This is a genomic window from Arthrobacter sp. NPDC097144, from assembly GCF_044762205.1.
Lineage (GTDB): Bacteria > Actinomycetota > Actinomycetes > Actinomycetales > Micrococcaceae > Arthrobacter_B.
The window spans coordinates 297,452-313,107 of the sequence record NZ_JBIWDW010000004.1 but is presented as its reverse complement, the minus strand read 5'-3'; the positions used below and the strand labels follow the sequence as shown (position 1 = coordinate 313,107).

Below are 15,656 nucleotides of genomic sequence, written 5' to 3'. Positions count from 1 at the left end.
GTGTTCCGCATCCTCTTCCACACCCCTGAAATTCCCGGCAATACCGGCAACGCCATCCGCCTTGCCGCCATTACCGGAGCCGAGCTCCATCTGGTCGAGCCGCTGGGCTTTGACCTGGAGGATTCCAAACTACGCCGAGCAGGCCTGGACTACCATGACCTCGCGGTCCTGCACGTGCACCCCACCCTTGAAGCTGCCTGGAAGGCACTGGCTCCGGAACGGGTCTACGCCTTCACCTCCGGTGGTGACACGTCCTATACGGATATCGCTTATCAGCCCGGCGACGTGCTGATGTTCGGCCGCGAATCAGTGGGCCTGCCCGAGGACGTCATGCACGATCCGCACGTTACCGCGCGCGTCCGGCTGCCCATGCTGCCCTCACTGCGGTCCCTCAACCTAGCCAACTCCGCCTCAATTGCCGTCTACGAAGCCTGGCGCCAGCACGGCTTCGCAGGTGCCCAGCTCTAAGGACTTCCATGCCCGACATCAACATCGGAACCGCGTTTAACGACGGCGCCGCCGACTTTGAGCGCCTGGCGCCTTCGCTGTGGAATCCGATGGGCAATGCCCTGGTGGCAGCTGCTGAAATCACCATGGGAGAACGCATCCTTGACGCGGGATGCGGCACCGGCGCCACCACCATCCCCGCCGCACAGTATGCCGGACCGGAGGGCCGCGTGGACGGCATCGACCTGTCTGCACAAATGCTGGCGCTGGCCCAGTCCAAGGCCAGCACCTTGTCCCTGGAGAACGTTGCCCTGCACGTGGGAGACATTTCCGAGTGGTCGGGCGAGGGACCGTACGACGTCGTTCTCTCCGCCTACTCAATCTTCTTCCTTCCGGACATGGATGCCGGAGCCGCGCACCTGGTGTCCAATCTGCGGCCGGGCGGCCGCCTGGCCCTGAGCACCTGGGCCGAAGGCGCCCTGAACCCGTTCACCGACCTGTTCATCGAGGAATGCCGCCGGGAACGTCCTGATGTTGCCAAGGGCATTGCCGGGTCGTGGAATAACGCCGAACGCCTCAGCACCCCGGAGAAACTGACCGCCTGGCTGGAATCCCTCGGATTCCGGGACATCAAGGTCCTCTCCACCCCGGGACAGGTCCAGCTCACTCCGCCCCTCGCCTGGGCACTGGTGATGGGCAGCGGCCTGCGCTTCCTCCTTCCCGAGGAGCCGGAAGCCGCTGAGCGGGTCAAGACATCCTTCCTGGCTCGGCTGGGCGAAGAGCACAGCCTCAATGCCGACACCCTGATCGCTTCGGCCCTGCGCTCCTGAGGGCCCGCTTCCGGCGCATCTGCTGCGCAACAGCTGCGGGCTCCTCCTCAGCGGAAGCCGCACCCATCCGGCCCTGGCCCCGCAACGAACAGAGGGTATGGGATCGGTTCGGGAGCAACAGGGAGTGACGGCGGTCGCTGACCGCGCGCGGAGGACGGAAGCACCGGCTGCCGCCGACTTGCGCCGCTGTGCTGCAGCGCCGGGACGAGCTTTCCACGTATGCTGGACTCCTATGGACACGTCCAACAAGGGACGGCCCTCCGCCGCGCAGGCCTCCATCCCGGAGGGCGCCGCCGACGCCGCAAAGAACCACGGGCAGCAGCCCGGCTCCCAGGCTCCGCTGGAAACGCTTCTGGCGGGAATTGCCGCCGGCAGCCGAGATGATTTCGCAGCGTTTTACGCAGCGACCTCCCGCCGGGTTTACGGTCTGGCCCGCCGGGTGCTCATTGACGCTGAATTGAGCGAAGACACCACCCAGGAGGTCTACCTGCAAGTGTGGACCAGTGCCTCCCGTTTTGATCCCGCCGTCGGCTCGCCGCTGGCCTGGCTGCTGACGCTGGCCCACCGCCGGGCCGTGGACCGGGTCCGCTCAGAACAAAGTTCAGCGAACCGGGAAGCCCGTTTTGGTGCCGCCATGCAGGAACCGGATTATGACAATGTGGTGGACACCGTCACGCAGCGGCTGGATGCCGAGGCCGTGGTGCAGTGCCTGGACTCCCTGACCGACACCCAGCGGGAATCGGTCCGGCTCGCCTACTACGGCGGACTGACCTACCGTGAGGTTGCTGAAAAACTCAACGCCGCAGTACCTACCATCAAGTCGCGGATCCGCGACGGTTTGATTCGACTGAAGAAATGCCTGGGGGTGAACGCAGATGCCGGAGAACAGCTTTGATGCCTCGTCGGACGCGCTGACCGTGGACCTGGCCGAAGGCCGCCTGCTGGAGTGGGCGGAAGTGTATGCCTTGAATGCGCTTTCAGATTCTGACCGGCAGGCAGTTGATGCCGCGGTGGAGCAGGCTGACCCGGATCTCCGCCGGAGCTTCCTCCAGCGGGTCTGGGCCACCCGGGAAGCGCTGGCCGGCGGATACCGGGCCGAAGCCGCTCCCCCGGCGGATTTGCTGGACCGGATCCTGGCCCGGCTGCCACAGGAGGAAAAGACGCCCGGAGACCCTGGCTCCGATGTGTCCGGCCCTGCCGTACCCGGCTCCGATGTGTCCGGCGTTCCGGCCGGCGTCCAGCCCGGCGACGAACTTGCTGCCCGCCGCAACCGCCGCTCGCCCCGGACCTCCGCCGGCCGCTGGATCCTTGCCGGCGCAGCAGCCGCCGCAATCATTGTGGGCGGGGTAACGGTGAGCAACCTCGGACCCGACAGCGTCCGGGAAGAAGTGTTCTCCGCTTCGGACGTGCAGCAGCGGACCATCGAACTGCCCACGGGGGGCACCGCGGAGGTGGCCACGTCCTCAGCCGAGAATGCCGCCGTCGTGACGCTCAAGGGAGTACCGGCGCCGCCGGAGGGCTCCGTGTACCAAATGTGGCGGGTGCCCGCCGACGGTTCCGATCCGGTATCCGTGGGCACCATGACGGGCGAAGAGGTTTCCGGAACCAAGGCCACGGAACTGACCGATATTGATCCGTACAAGGCCGTGGCAGTCACGGTGGAGCCCGACGGCGGTTCGCCAACACCCACGCTGCCCATCGTTGCGGTCATCCCGTTCTCTGCCGAAGCCGCCTGAGCCCCTCGTTCGCTGCGGTTAGCCGCTTGACCTTGACGCTGCGGAAACCCCTACCGTAAGGAGAAGCAGCCGAAAACCGGCTGCCTGTCCCGGAGGGAGCCCCGCATGATCACGCCCCGGCAGGATGCCTGGCCCATTTCCGAGGTGGCCCGGATGGCCGGAGTGTCCTCACGCACGCTGCGCCATTACGAGGAACGCGGCCTGGTCTCGCCTGCGTTCACCGGCACCAACGGCTACCGGTTTTACGGGATGGACGAACTCCTGCGGCTGCAGCGCATCCTGCTGCTGCGCCGTCTCGGTCTGGGGCTGGAGGAGATCGCCCGCATTCTGGCGGGCCAGACGGATGAAATGGAAGCCCTGGCTGTCCACCAGCGGTGGCTGCAGGAAGAAAGCCTGCGGCTCACCCACATGGCAGAGGCCGTCCAGGCTACCTTGGAAATGTTAATGCAGGGAGGAACCATGGACGCACAGGAACTGTTTCGGGGATTTTCTGAGAACCCCTATGAAGAGGAAGCCCGGCAGCGCTGGGGTGATGCCCGGGTGGAGGCGAGCCAGGCCCGCCTCACCAGCCTCGGCACGGACCGGCAACGAGAACTGCTGCAGGAGGCACAAGTCATCAACACCGAGCTCGCTGCCTGCCTGCGGGCGCATCTGGCGCCGTCGGACACCCGGGTTTCCGCCGCCGTCGCGCGCCATTACCGATGGGTCTGCGCGGGCTGGACTCCGGACCGGGACGCCTACAAGGCTTTGGGGAGCATGTATGTGCAGGACGGGCGGTTCACCGCCTTCTACGACCGTGAGGCCCCGGGGCTGGCGGCCTACCTGTCGACGGCGATTGATGCATGGGCGGACGCCAACCTGTAGCAGGGAGCGTCCGCCCCGGGGCTGATCATCGTCCGGGTTCAGAACCCGGCGATGGTCTGCTCGGTATTGACTCCCACCGCGTGGAAAACTTCGGCGCTGGCGCCGTCCGGCAACCCGAACCGGCGGGCGTTGTCCTGCAGCATGGCCTGCACTGCAGCCTCCATCCCGGCAACATCGGGATGCTGGCTCGCATGGACCCGGATGGCAGCCAGCTTGGTGTCCACGAAGGCGCTGACATCCACGGCATGGTTTTCGCGTTCCCGCGGCGCTCCGTAGAACCACAGCCACGGAACCTTGTACGCTTCCAGGCCCTGCTCGGCCAGCTCGGGAAAGGCGAACGGGTTTTCGGCTGCCGGGTAGACCGCACGAGTGACGATCTCTCCGCAGGCCAGATGGTCCGGGTGGCTGGCCTGGATCCGATCCCAGTTGCGCTCGGGATGCATGGAGAGCACGACGTCGGGGCGCACCCGGCGGATCAGTGCCACCACCTTTTCCGTCACCTCTGGGGTCACGGCCAGGAAGCCGTCCCGCTCGCCCAGGAAGTGGATGTCCCGCACACCGGCCAGTTCCGCGGCGGCCTGCTGTTCGCTGCTGCGCAGTTCAGACACGTTGCTCCGGTCCCCCGGCTCAAATCCGCCGGCATCACCGGCGGTCATGATGCAGTACGTGACGTCGACGCCGGCGGCGGTCCAGGCGGCCACGGTTCCGGCGGCACCAAAATCAATGTCGTCGGGGTGCGCGGCGAAGGCGAGCACCCGCTTGATGCGTGGGGCGGTGGGTTCCATCCGTCAGGACCTGCGCTTCTTGATTTCCTCGGTGGCCTGCGGCAGCACCGAGAACACGTCCCCCACGATTCCGAAGTCTGCTATCTCAAACACCGGCGCATCGGGGTCCTTGTTGACCGCAACAATGACCTTGGCGGTCTGCATGCCGGCTTTCTGCTGAATGGCGCCGGAAATGCCCGCTGAAATGTACAGCTGCGGGGACACCGTTTTGCCGGTCTGCCCCACCTGCGCAGAGTGCTCAATCCAGCCCGCGTCCGTAGCTGCACGCGAAGCGCCGACGGCACCTCCCAGGGCATCGGCCAGGTTCTCCACCGGAGTGAAGTCACCATCCATGCCACGTCCGCCGGCCACAATGACCCGTGCGTCGGACAGCTCGGGACGGCCGCTGACGCGCTTTTCGGTGCGGCCGGTGACCCGGGCGGCAGGACCGGCGCCGGTCACGGCGAGCCGGCGGCGCTCGGGCGCTGCGGGTGTTGAGGCAGCTGCGGGCTCAACGCTGTTCGCCTTGACGGTAATCACCGGAACTCCGGTCTGCACCCGGCAGGTTGAGGTGTAGGAACCGGCAAGGACGGACTTGGTGACTGACAGGTCCGGAGCAACAGCCACGGCATCGGTGATCACGCCGGAGCCCAGCTTCACGCCCACGCGTGCCGCCACTTCGCGGTCCTCGAAGGAATTGCCCAGCAGGACGGCGGCCGGCTCAGCCGCCCGCACCGCATCCGCCAGGAAAGCGGCTTTGGCCGCGATCAGGACATCGGGCAGGGCGCTGTCGGGTTCGTACACGGCATTGACACCGTATTCGCCCAGCGCCTGCAGGACATCATCGCCGACGGGGCGGGGGCTGGCCACGGCCGGCTCCCCAAGCCCGCGGGCAATGGTCAGCAGTTCTCGGCTCGCGCGCGGCAGCGGCAGGCCCGGCACATCGATAAAGACCAGGACAGAGGCCATGGCGGCTCTCCTTAATACTTCGGGCACTGTTTGAGCAGCGCCGGTGAAAAGTTTCTCAGATCAGTTTGGAGGCGGCCAGGAAGTCCACCAGGGCAATGCCGGCATTGCCGTCATCCGTGATGACGGTTCCCGCTGTCCGCGGCGGACGCGGCGCGGAAGCAGCCACCGTGGTCCAGGAGCCCTCCAGGCCAACCTGCGCGGGCTCCAGGCCCAGGTCCTGCAGGGAAAGGACCGTGACGGTCTTCTTCTTGGCCGCCATGATGCCCTTGAAATTGGGGTACCGGGGGTCGTTGGCCTGGTCGGTGACGGACACCAGCGCGGGAAGCTCCGCTTCAAGGGTTTCCGAGAAGGAGTCTCCGTCCCGGCGGGCCCGGACGACGGCGGCGTCCCCGCTGCCGGTCACGTCAACCTCGGAGGCGAAGGTGATCTGAGCCAGTCCCAGGCGCTCGGCCAGCTGGGCGGGGACCAGCGATGTTTCGCCGTCCGTGGAAGCCATTCCCGTCAGCACCAGGTCAGGCAGCGCGGAAGCGCCCGGCTCCCCGGCGGCATGCTTCACAGCCTCGGCCAGCACCAGGGACGTTGCCGCGGCATCGGAGCCGGCCAACGCCGCGTCGTTCACGTGGAAGCCCTGATAGGCACCCATCTGCAGTGCCTTCTTGACAGCATTAACGGCAGCGTCCGGACCCATGGACAGGGCCGTCACCATATTCCCCGCTGCCTGGCCGCCGCGTTCCTCAGCCAGCTGCAGGGCAGCCTCCAACGCGTACTCGTCCAGTTCCGAAAGAATGCTGTCGGAGCGGTCCAAGGTATGGCGGGGTCCGGAGAGATGCCGGTCAAACTGGGCATCGGGGACGTGCTTCACCAAAACAACAATGTTCAACGGCCTGTCGGCTGAGTCCTGCATGCGGGGCCTTTCTGCGTTGGAAATCCTCCCGGGCACCGATTCACCGACGGCGGGATGAGCCGCCCGGGGGCGACAAACTTAAGCTAATCACACTGTGAAGCCGCCTGTGTGTCCCGGCGGGGGCAGTTCCGTCCGTCAGCAGCGCGCCGTCCCCCATGCACAGCAGGGACTGTCCCTCCATGGAGGGACAGTCCCTGCTTTGCCGGTTCCCGCCGCTGCGCCCGCGGCGCCACGGCGAACGACCTGCTTACTGGTCCGCTGAGTTGCCCAGCGTCACATCGGCGCTCTTGGCGCTTCCACCGCTGGTGTAATCGATGGTCACCTTGCTGTTGGCTGCCTGCATCCGGATGGCGGCCGTCAGCGACTGCGCGTCGGTGACCGGGATGTCGTTGACCGCGGTAATAACATCGCCCTTCTTCAGGCCTGCCTTGGCGGCCGGGGTCCCGCTGGCCGGGTTTTCAGCAACTTCCGCTCCGACGGTGAAGGTTGAGCTGCCGGAGGCTGCGGCCGGTGTAACTGAAACGCCAAGGAATCCGTGCGTTGCCGAACCGGAGCTGATGATCTCGTTCGCCACCCGCTCGGCGTAGCTCATCGGTACGGCAAAGCCGACCCCGATGCTTCCGCTGTCCTCGCTCGCCGAGGCGATGGCCACGTTGACTCCCACGATGTCGCCGTCGGTGTTCACCAGGGCACCGCCGGAGTTTCCGTGGTTGATGGCGGCATCGGTCTGGATGACGTCCAGGTAGATGGAGCTTTCAGCCGCGCTCTGGCTCTGGCTGGAACCGTCCGGCGGCGCAAAACGGAAACCGTTGCCGTTGTCATCCTGTCCCGTTCCGCCGTCCGAGTCTGACTCGGGTGCTGCGGAAGACTGCACGCTGATCGTGCGGTTCAGGGTGGAGACAATGCCGTCGGTGACTGTTCCCGCCAAGCCCAGCGGAGCTCCGATGGCAATGACGGTGTCCCCGACGTTGAGGTCATCCGAATTCCCCAGCGTGGCAGGCGTCAGATTGGAGGCATCCACCTTGATGACAGCCAGGTCGGAGACCGGATCGGTTCCCACCACGGTTGCGGAGAAGACACGGCCGTCGTTGGCCTGCACCTCGATGGACGGGTCGGAGACCGTGCCGCCCAGCGTGACCACGTGCGTATTGGTCAGGATATGTCCACTGTCATCCAGGACAATTCCGGAGCCGGTGCCGGAGCTGCTGCCGCCCGAAACGTCGATGGTGACTACGCTCGGCGAAGCCTTGACCGCGGCGGCTGTTACGGCGTTGACGCTGTCTTCCTTGTTCACCACCACGGTGTTCGCCTGGCCGGTGCCCTGCGGCGCTGATCCGCTGTCCGTCCAGGAATCGGCAGCCACTGCCACGCCGCCGCCCAGCAATCCTGCCAGCAGCATCCCGGTAATCAGGGTGCCGGTCCCGAACCTGCGCGCAGGAGCGGCCGGGGCCGGACGATATCCGGATCCGTAGGGGTCCTGGCCATAGCCGGAGTAGCCGCTGCCGGAAGCAGAGGGTGCATAGGCCGGCGGAGCAGAAGCTCCCGCAGGGTGGGCGCCGCCGGACGTGTGGGAGGTTGATTCCGCCTTCGGTGCGGAACCCGGGGCCTGCGCCGCAGGATACGGCGGCAGCGGCTGGGTCGGCTCCTGCCGGCCCGAACTCTCAGGCGTGCGCTGCGTCTGGTCCCCAGCTCCGCCGTCGGACGATGCAGGCGGGGCAGGTGGAGTGGGAGGCAGTGGACGCCGTGGTTCCTCGGTGCCCCCGTATTGCTCAGACATGTGCTGTCCTTTCCAAATCTGTATGCCCGCGTATCTGGTGCTTCATCAACTATGACAGCTCTTTCTGTGACCGGTGCTGGAGATTCCTGAACGGTTCCTGAGAGTTAGCCGAAAGCTGATCTGCCCCGGACGTGGTGGACTGGCTATACGGCGAACCATAGAATCGATCCAAGTGTCGGTACGTCCCGCAAGGGAAACAACGGACCCGGCGGAACGCAGCCGAGAACAGCCATAGGCCACAACGAACCTGAGGACAATTTATGCGGTTGAAGACCAAGCGGCTAGCTGCCGTGCTCGGTTTGAGTGTCACGGCACTGCTGGTTCCGGCCACGGCGGCCTCAGCAGTTCCGCCGGTGACCATTCCCCCCGGGCAGTTCCTGGTGGACCAGGCCGGTGTACTCGGGTCGGATTCCGCTGAGGTAACCCAGGCCATCTCCGAGGTGCGCAGTGAGAGCCGCTACACCCTTTACGTCGTCTACGTGGATGAGTTCACGAATCCCTCGGACCCCACGGCCTGGGGTGACCAGGTTGTGGCACAGAAGGGAATGGACTCCCAGGAAGTGCTGCTGAGTTTCGCCACGGACGGCCGCAGGCTCAACGTATCAGTCCCCGACAACAGCCCCCTGACCCCGGCACAGGGCGACGCCGTCATCGCGGCAGCCACTGATTCCCTGTTCGGCAAGCAGACCATTACCTCGGCTGACTGGGCTGATGCAGCCGTCAGCGCGGCTGACGCCCTCGTGTCCGGGCGCAGCGGAAGCTCAAGCGGTTCCTCTTCCTCCGGTGCAAGCCTCGCTCCGATCGTGCTCATCGGCGGGATCATCCTGCTCGGCGGCGGCGCAATGTTCCTGTTTGTCCGCAGCCGCCGCAAGGGAACCGTGAGCGCAGGTCCCGCACGCAACGAAGTGAGCGAGCCCGTGGACCCGCTGGATTCACTGAGCGTTGAGGACCTGCGCAAGCGGGCCGGCAGCCTCCTGGTGGCCGCCGACGACGCCATCAAGTCCAGCGAGCAGGAACTCGCGTTCGCCATGGCCTCCTACGGCGACGACGCCGTCAAGACCTTTACCGATGACCTTGCTGCTGCGAAAAACCACATGAGTGAGTCCTTCAAGATGCAGCAGCAGCTGGATGACCACATTCCGGACACCGAGGAACAGCAGCGCACCTGGCTCAAGGACATCATTCGCCGCTGCGAAGCGGTCAATTCCTCGCTCCAGGCACACAAGGAAGACTTCGATTCCCTGCGGGAACTCGAGAAGAACGCACCCGCTGCCCTGGCCGCGGCACGGAGCAACGCCCAGGAGGCAGCCGGCCGGCTGGATGCGGCCGAGGCTTCGCTGGCCGGGCTGCGGCAGCGGTACGCCGATTCCGCACTGACCCAGGTTGCCGACAACATCGAGCAGGCACGCCAGCGGCTCGAATTTGTCGACAACGCCGAAGAAACAGCCCAGGCGAAACTCGACGAGGGCGACACCTCCTCCGCCGTCGTCGCCGTGCGCGCCGCCGAGGAAAGCGTCCACCAGACCAACGTTCTGCTGGACGCCATCGAAAAGACGGGCCATGAGCTCGACTCTGCCCGCGGTGAACTGCAGCGTGCCGTGGCAGACGCCAGGCAGGACCTCGCGCAGGCCCGTGCCTTTGCCTCCAGCGGCGCCAATTCCGGACTGGCTGGCCCCATGGCCGGTGTGGAAGCCGCGCTGACGGCCGTTGAACGCGAAGCATCGGTCAAGAACAACCCGGTGGACCTGCTGCGCCGCCTGGAGACGGCCAACGCACAGCTCGATACCGCTCTGGAGGGAATCCGTGACCGTCAGGAACAGGAACGCCGCGCGCGGGATTCCCTGCAGCACGCAATGATGTCCGCACAGGCTCAGATCTCCGGAACTTCCGACTACATCCGCGCCAGGCGCGGCGGTGTCGGCGCAGAGGCACGCACCCGGCTGGCCGAGGCAGAGCGCAACCTCCAGCAGGCTGTTGCCCTGCAGTCGTCGGATCCGGTCAGCGCCCTGGCCTATGCCCAGCAGGCCAACGCACTGGCAGCGCAGGCTGCGGACATGGCCCAGCAGGATGTCGACGGGTTCGGCGGCGGCTTCGGGGGCGGCGGCGGCGGCATGTACGGCGGCAGGGGCGGCGGGTCCGGCCTTGGCGGCGCCATTCTGGGCGGTATCCTCATCGACTCCATCCTTCGCGGCGGCGGAGGAGGCTTTGGCGGCGGAGGCGGCTGGGGCGGAGGCGGCTTCGGCGGCTTTGGCGGCGGAGGCGGAGGAGGCGGCTTCGACGGAGGCGGAAGCAGCTTCTAATCCCTGCCCCGGGAAGCTTCAGAATCACAGAACAATCTCAGTGAAGGAATGACAAAAGTTTTTCTCAGCAGGCTCATCACCAAAAACCGAAAGGCAGACACCGTGGTAAAGCAGTCAATCTTTGGACGCATCACCCAGCTGGCCAAGGCCAACATCAACGCCATCCTGGATCAGGCCGAGGATCCGCAGAAGATGCTGGACCAGATGGTCCGGGACTACAGCAACAACATTGCCGAAGCTGAGAGCGCCGTGGCCCAGACCATCGGCAACCTGCGCATGCTTCAGGATGACTACAACGAAGACATCCAGAATGCCCGCAACTGGGGCAACAAGGCACTGGCTGCCTCCCGGAAGGCCGACGAGTTCCGTGCCGCCGGCAATGCCGCTGACGCAGAGAAGTTCGACAACCTGGCCAAGGTGGCAATCCAGCGGCAGATGGCTTCCGAGAACGAGGCCAAGGGCGCCGAGCCCACCATCGCTTCCCAGGAAGAGATCGTGGAGCGCCTGAAGACCGGTCTGGACCAGATGAAGGGCAAGCTGAACCAGCTGCAGAGCAAGCGTGACGAGCTGATTGCCCGCGCCCGCAACGCACACGCCCAGACACAGATGCACGAGGCCATGAAGAGCATCGACGTCATGGACTCCACGTCGGAGGTGGGACGCTTCGAAGAGAAGATCCGCCGCGAAGAAGCACGGGTCCGCGGCGCCAACGAGCTGGCTGCCTCCAGCTTGGATGCACAGTTCGAAAGCCTGGAGGACCTGGGCGAGCAGACCGAGGTTGAAGCACGCCTGGCCGCACTGAAGGGCTCCGGCTCGGGCCAGTCGGCCATCGGACAGAACTAAGACTCCCAGCGCCGCTGGCCGGCGCCGGGTAAAACGGGCGGTGCTCCCCTGGAGTGCCGCCCGTTCTTGTCCCTGCTTCTTCCCGGAGACTTTTGCCCCGGGGCGTTAATTCCGGGAAGTCTTATTGCGGGGAGTCCCGTCGGTTCAGGGCCCGATGCCTGATCGCGAGCGGCAGCACGCTCCACAGGAAGACCAGGATGAGGGCAAGCACAACTGCGGCGACGGCGCCGGTGCCGGACCCCAGTACCAGGTCGAAAACCAGGCCGAGAGTGCCGACGAGGACGAAACCCACCAGGATGATGGTGACGCGCAGCAGAATGTCGCTGTTGCGCACCAGCTCCGGTTTAATCCTGAGCTGGAAAAAGGTCCGGTGCATGACGACGGTGGACATGAGCAGCGCCGTAATCAGGACCGACAGGACCACTAGGGACAGATAGACAAAGACCTGGCCGTTGGAAAGCTCGGCGAAACGCTGCTGGAACGGAAGCGTGAGGAGGAACCCGGTGAGTATCTGGATTCCGGTTTGGAGAACCCGCAGCTCCTGCAGCAGGTCAGTCCAGTTCCGGTCGATCCGCTCCAGCGCCGTCTCCCGGCGCTCCACCGCCGCCGCAGCTTCCTGTTCCTCTACACGCTGCCGGTCCTCCTCAGGCTGCTCAGAGGGCTCCTGATCGTCCTCGGAGCCTGTCGGCGGTACGCGTGTTCCCATGCCGCGAGTTTAGCCACGGGGGCGGCGGCGGGCACGCCGTTCCGGCTGCCCGGTGGAGGAAGCCCCGCATTCCGCCCATACAAAGTGCCCGATACTCCATACAAAAGGTCCCGGTCGGCATTTCTGCCAACCGGGACCTTCGTTTTTACTGCTATGCGGTTGATTCAACCTTTGGTTGCGGGGGCAAGATTTGAACTTGCGACCTCTGGGTTATGAGCCCAGCGAGCTACCGAACTGCTCCACCCCGCGGCGTGATAGTTAACTCTACCCGCCGCGGGCTCCGGCTGCAACTTCACAGCCGGAGAGCAGCTGTCTAGCTTCCCTCGGTGGGAGCCGGTGTTGCACCTTCGGTGGCACCGGTGGTGTCGCCGCCGGTATCTCCGGCGGCTCCGTCCATGGCTTCCTGAGCCGAGATCGCACGCTGGATCGCGGCGTTCAGCTTGTCCTGCGCGGCACCGTACGCTGCGAAGTCCCCTGCGGCCAGCGCCGTCTGGCCTTCCTGGATGGCTGCGCCGGCGTCTGCCAGTGCTGCTGCCAGGTCAGCTTCGGCCGTGGTGTCACCCGGAACCGGGGTTTCGGTGTCCGGCGTCTGTCCCACGTTCTGGGAGTCACCGGTGATGGCACCGGAATCTCCGCCGAAGACCTGGTTCAGGGCTTCATCCAGTGTGGGGGCAAAACCGACCTTCTCGCCGAAGTTGACCAGTACACGCTGCAGCGTCGGGTAGGAGGCATCACCGGAGGACTGCACGTAGACAGGCTGCACGTAGAGCATGCCGCCGCCCACAGGCAGGGAGAGCAGGTTGCCGTTGATAACTTCGGAGGCACCCTGGCGGAGCAGGTTCAACGCGTTGGAAACCGTCGGGTCCGAGTTGAACCGGTTCTGGGCCTGGCCGGGGCCGGGAACCACAGTGTCAGTCGGCAGGGAGAGCAGCCGCAGCTTGCCGTAGTCCTCGCTCTTGACTCCTGCCTCACCCGTTCCCGCGTCAGCCTCGGCGGACAGGAAGCCGTACAGCACGTTGCGTGCTTCACCGTTGGGAGAGACGAAGGGAATGAACGGCGTGGTCAGGGAGAAGGTTGCCTTGTCCTGGCCCGGCATCTGCAGGGACAGGTAATACGGCGGCTGCTTCACCGAGGAGTTCGCGACCGTGGGGTCGTTCGGAACGCTCCAGGCGTCGTCGTTCTTGAAGAATGAGTCAGCGTTGGTGACGTGGTACTTGCCCAGGAGTTCGCGCTGTACCTTGAACTGGTCCTCCGGGTAGCGCACGTGCGCCATCAGGTCCGCGGACATTTCGCTGTACGGCTTCAGCGTGGACGGGAAGATGGCCTGCCAGGACTGCAGCAGCGGATCCTGGTCATCCCAGGCGTACAGGGTGACGGAGCCGTCATAGGCATCCACCGTGGCCTTCACCGCGTTGCGGATGTAGTTCACCTTGTCTGCCGGCAGCGCTGCTGCTCCGGTGGTCAGGGAGTCCGTGGTGGCAGCCTGCAGTTCCTGCTGGGTGGAGTACGGGAAGTACTTGCTGGTGGTGTAGCCGTCCACGATCCACTTCACGCGGCCGTCAACGATCGCCGGGTAGGCATTGCCGTCCACGGTCAGGTACGGGGCAACCTTTTCCACGCGTTCGCGCGGATCCCGGTCATAGAGGATCTGTGACTCGGGGTTGATGGCGTCCGAGAGGAGAAGCTCGGTGGACTGGAACTTGAGCGCGTAGACCAGCTGGTTGAACAGATTGCCGATGCTGGGTCCGCCCTCACCACTGAAGGTGGTCTGGGACTCGGTGTCCGAGTCGCCGGTCTGCGGGCGGTCGATTTCCTGCGGATCGGCGCCTTCGGGTGCTCCGACCACCGAGTAGTCGGGGGACGTCTCACCAAAGTAGATCCGCGGTTCGTAATCGCCCAATACGCCGGTGGAAGGGATGCCCGATTCGGTGAAGCTGGGCTTGCCGTCCGCCTGGACCGTTGATCCGCGGGCCGCGACCACGCCGTAGCCGTGCGTGTAGAGGATGTGCTCGTTGACCCAGCCGGAGGGGACGCCGTCCGTGTTCAGTTCGCGGACTGCGATCACGGTGTCCTGGACTTCGCCGTCAACGTCATAGCGGTCCACGTTCAGCGTTTCGGGGAACTGGTAGTACTGGCGGAACTGCTGCAGCTGGGAGAACGCAGGAGAAACGACGTTCGGATCCAGCAGGCGGATGTTGGAGGTGGTGCCGGAATCAGCGGCGAGCGCGCCGGCGTTGGCATCCACCGTGGCCTTGTAGTCAATGACCTCGGTCTGGTCCAGGTCGTAAGCCTCGCGCGTGAGCTCGATGTTGCGCTGGATGTACGGGGATTCCTTGCTCAGCTCGGACGGCTTCACCTGGTACTGCTGCACGATCCACGGGTAAATGCCGCCCGCCACGATTGCCGTAATGATGAGCATGGCGGTACCGATGATCGGGAGGCGCCAGCGGCCGATGAAGGCAGAAACGATGAACAGCAGCGCCACGATTGCGGAGGCCACGGTGAGGATGGTCTTGGTGGGAATGACTGCTTCGACATCCGTGTACAGGGCTCCGGTCCAGGTCCCGGAGGTGCTCAGCAGGGTGTCATAGCGGTCCAGCCAGAAGTTCGCCGCCTGCAGCAGCAGGAAGCTGGCCGCGATGACGGCAATATGGATCCGCGCCTGGCGGGAGGTGAAGATGCCCTTTTCCTCCAGGCGGATGCCGCCGTAGAGGTAATGGGTCAGCAGGCCGGCGATGCCGGAAATGACCACAACGCTGATGAGGAAGCCCACGATGAAGCCGAGGAACGGCAGCTGCGTGAGATAGAAGCTGAAGTCCAGGCCAAATTCGGGATCCTGCTGGCCAAAGTTGCGGCTGTTGAAGAACAGCAGCGCCTGCTGCCACATGGACATGGCAGCCGTGCCGGCGAACCCGCCGACGACGATGGGGATACCGATCATCAGAAGCTTGCGGACCGGTTCAAGCTGGGCCTGGTAACGGTTCAGGTTGTCCTGGAGCGCGCTGTCCGGCGCGTACACCGGGCGCGAGACGTAGGCGGCCCTGATACTCAGGAACACACAGCCGGCCATGACCACGAAAGCACTGAGGAACATGACAATGCGGGTCAGGTTCTCCTTGACGAAGACACTGAGGTAGCCCAGCTGGTTGTACCAGAGGACATTTGCATATACCTGCGAAAAGTAGACAAATCCAATTACGAGGACTGCCACCACAATCAGCGTGGCGATCAGCGGACTGGGTCCGCGCCGCCTGCTTGGACGGGCGCCCGCGCCGGGGCTGGGTCGGGAGAATGGGCCGTTTGGTCCGGAAGTCACTGTTACCTCATCGTTCGGTGCGTCGGTCCACGGCCCCTGCAAGGAATGCCAAGGACATTTTTTCGTCCTCTTCGCAAGTTGCCGTGCTCTATCATTCTGCCTTGTCTTCCCTGCGCCGGGCACCTCGCCGGGCCCTTGGGCAAGAACCTTTTCACGATCGTGATGGGCGGCGCGGCGCGGCGGCAGCCTTTCGGCGTCCC

General features: G+C 65.1%; 13 protein-coding genes and 1 tRNA gene. 7 read left to right on the top strand and 7 right to left on the bottom strand.

Translation table 11 applies throughout. The features are described 5' to 3' along the window. From ACIQXM_RS11385 to ACIQXM_RS11365, 5 genes are all read left to right on the top strand, one after another. Entirely contained in the window at positions 1-468 is a 468-nt protein-coding gene (locus ACIQXM_RS11385) for a tRNA (cytidine(34)-2'-O)-methyltransferase (protein WP_400931474.1), read from the top strand. An 8-nt stretch (positions 469-476) separates the two neighbouring features. Continuing rightward, positions 477-1,277: a class I SAM-dependent methyltransferase gene (locus ACIQXM_RS11380; protein WP_400931472.1), complete on the top strand. Its 801-nt coding sequence runs from the start codon at positions 477-479 to the stop codon at positions 1,275-1,277. Between the two features lie 232 nt (positions 1,278-1,509). After that, positions 1,510-2,172, top strand: a complete 663-nt coding sequence (gene sigK / locus ACIQXM_RS11375) for an ECF RNA polymerase sigma factor SigK (protein WP_400931470.1) — start codon at positions 1,510-1,512, stop codon at positions 2,170-2,172. Next, positions 2,153-3,013 carry an anti-sigma factor domain-containing protein gene (locus ACIQXM_RS11370; RefSeq protein WP_400931468.1) on the top strand — a complete coding sequence of 287 codons (861 nt, stop codon included), beginning with the start codon at positions 2,153-2,155 and terminating at the stop codon, positions 3,011-3,013. Before sigK ends, ACIQXM_RS11370 begins: the two co-directional genes overlap by 20 nt. Positions 3,014-3,118: 105 nt before the next feature. Beyond that, a complete protein-coding gene (locus ACIQXM_RS11365) occupies positions 3,119-3,877 on the top strand; it encodes a TipAS antibiotic-recognition domain-containing protein (protein ID WP_400931466.1) in 759 nt (252 codons plus the stop codon). 38 nt (positions 3,878-3,915) lie between these two features. Here the strand turns inward: ACIQXM_RS11365 and ACIQXM_RS11360 are convergent, their stop codons facing one another. The 4 genes from ACIQXM_RS11360 to ACIQXM_RS11345 form a co-directional block, all read right to left on the bottom strand. Beyond that, positions 3,916-4,662 (bottom strand): PIG-L deacetylase family protein, encoded by a 747-nt coding sequence (locus ACIQXM_RS11360; RefSeq protein ID WP_400931464.1) that lies wholly within the window; start codon positions 4,660-4,662, stop codon positions 3,916-3,918. A gap of 3 nt (positions 4,663-4,665) precedes the next feature. Continuing rightward, entirely contained in the window at positions 4,666-5,610 is a 945-nt protein-coding gene (locus tag ACIQXM_RS11355) for an electron transfer flavoprotein subunit alpha/FixB family protein (RefSeq protein WP_400931462.1), read from the bottom strand. A gap of 55 nt (positions 5,611-5,665) precedes the next feature. Further along, positions 5,666-6,514 carry an electron transfer flavoprotein subunit beta/FixA family protein gene (locus ACIQXM_RS11350; RefSeq protein ID WP_400931460.1) on the bottom strand — a complete coding sequence of 283 codons (849 nt, stop codon included), beginning with the start codon at positions 6,512-6,514 and terminating at the stop codon, positions 5,666-5,668. 247 nt (positions 6,515-6,761) lie between these two features. Beyond that, the gene (locus ACIQXM_RS11345) at positions 6,762-8,291 is read right to left on the bottom strand and encodes a S1C family serine protease (protein WP_400931458.1); all 1,530 of its coding nucleotides are present in this window, start codon (positions 8,289-8,291) and stop codon (positions 6,762-6,764) included. A 260-nt stretch (positions 8,292-8,551) separates the two neighbouring features. Here ACIQXM_RS11345 and ACIQXM_RS11340 point away from each other — a divergent pair, with 260 nt between their 5' ends. Both ACIQXM_RS11340 and ACIQXM_RS11335 read left to right on the top strand, forming a co-directional pair. After that, entirely contained in the window at positions 8,552-10,591 is a 2,040-nt protein-coding gene (locus ACIQXM_RS11340; protein WP_400931456.1) for a TPM domain-containing protein, read from the top strand. 102 nt (positions 10,592-10,693) lie between these two features. Next, positions 10,694-11,434 (top strand): PspA/IM30 family protein, encoded by a 741-nt coding sequence (locus tag ACIQXM_RS11335; protein WP_400931904.1) that lies wholly within the window; start codon positions 10,694-10,696, stop codon positions 11,432-11,434. A gap of 121 nt (positions 11,435-11,555) precedes the next feature. On the opposite strand, the gene ACIQXM_RS11330 is transcribed toward ACIQXM_RS11335, so the two are convergent. The 3 genes from ACIQXM_RS11330 to ACIQXM_RS11320 all read right to left on the bottom strand — a co-directional run bounded on the left by ACIQXM_RS11330 (position 11,556) and on the right by ACIQXM_RS11320 (position 15,456). Then, positions 11,556-12,140 (bottom strand): DUF6328 family protein, encoded by a 585-nt coding sequence (locus ACIQXM_RS11330; protein WP_400931455.1) that lies wholly within the window; start codon positions 12,138-12,140, stop codon positions 11,556-11,558. A 172-nt stretch (positions 12,141-12,312) separates the two neighbouring features. After that, a tRNA-Met gene (locus ACIQXM_RS11325) sits at positions 12,313-12,389 on the bottom strand. Between the two features lie 64 nt (positions 12,390-12,453). After that, positions 12,454-15,456, bottom strand: a complete 3,003-nt coding sequence (locus ACIQXM_RS11320) for a UPF0182 family protein (RefSeq protein ID WP_400931453.1) — start codon at positions 15,454-15,456, stop codon at positions 12,454-12,456. Positions 15,457-15,656: the final 200 nt, after the last annotated feature.

Bases quoted from the DNA above. Each gene is read 5' to 3' on its own strand.
- ACIQXM_RS11380 (WP_400931472.1), top strand. From the start codon at position 477: ATGCCCGACATCAACATCGGAACCGCGTTTAACGACGGCGCCGCCGAC.
- sigK (WP_400931470.1), top strand. From the start codon at position 1,510: ATGGACACGTCCAACAAGGGACGGCCCTCCGCCGCGCAGGCCTCCATC.
- ACIQXM_RS11370 (WP_400931468.1), top strand. From the start codon at position 2,153: ATGCCGGAGAACAGCTTTGATGCCTCGTCGGACGCGCTGACCGTGGAC.
- ACIQXM_RS11365 (WP_400931466.1), top strand. From the start codon at position 3,119: ATGATCACGCCCCGGCAGGATGCCTGGCCCATTTCCGAGGTGGCCCGG.
- ACIQXM_RS11360 (WP_400931464.1), bottom strand. From the start codon at position 4,662: ATGGAACCCACCGCCCCACGCATCAAGCGGGTGCTCGCCTTCGCCGCG.
- ACIQXM_RS11355 (WP_400931462.1), bottom strand. From the start codon at position 5,610: ATGGCCTCTGTCCTGGTCTTTATCGATGTGCCGGGCCTGCCGCTGCCG.
- ACIQXM_RS11350 (WP_400931460.1), bottom strand. From the start codon at position 6,514: ATGCAGGACTCAGCCGACAGGCCGTTGAACATTGTTGTTTTGGTGAAG.
- ACIQXM_RS11345 (WP_400931458.1), bottom strand. From the start codon at position 8,291: ATGTCTGAGCAATACGGGGGCACCGAGGAACCACGGCGTCCACTGCCT.
- ACIQXM_RS11340 (WP_400931456.1), top strand. From the start codon at position 8,552: ATGCGGTTGAAGACCAAGCGGCTAGCTGCCGTGCTCGGTTTGAGTGTC.
- ACIQXM_RS11330 (WP_400931455.1), bottom strand. From the start codon at position 12,140: ATGGGAACACGCGTACCGCCGACAGGCTCCGAGGACGATCAGGAGCCC.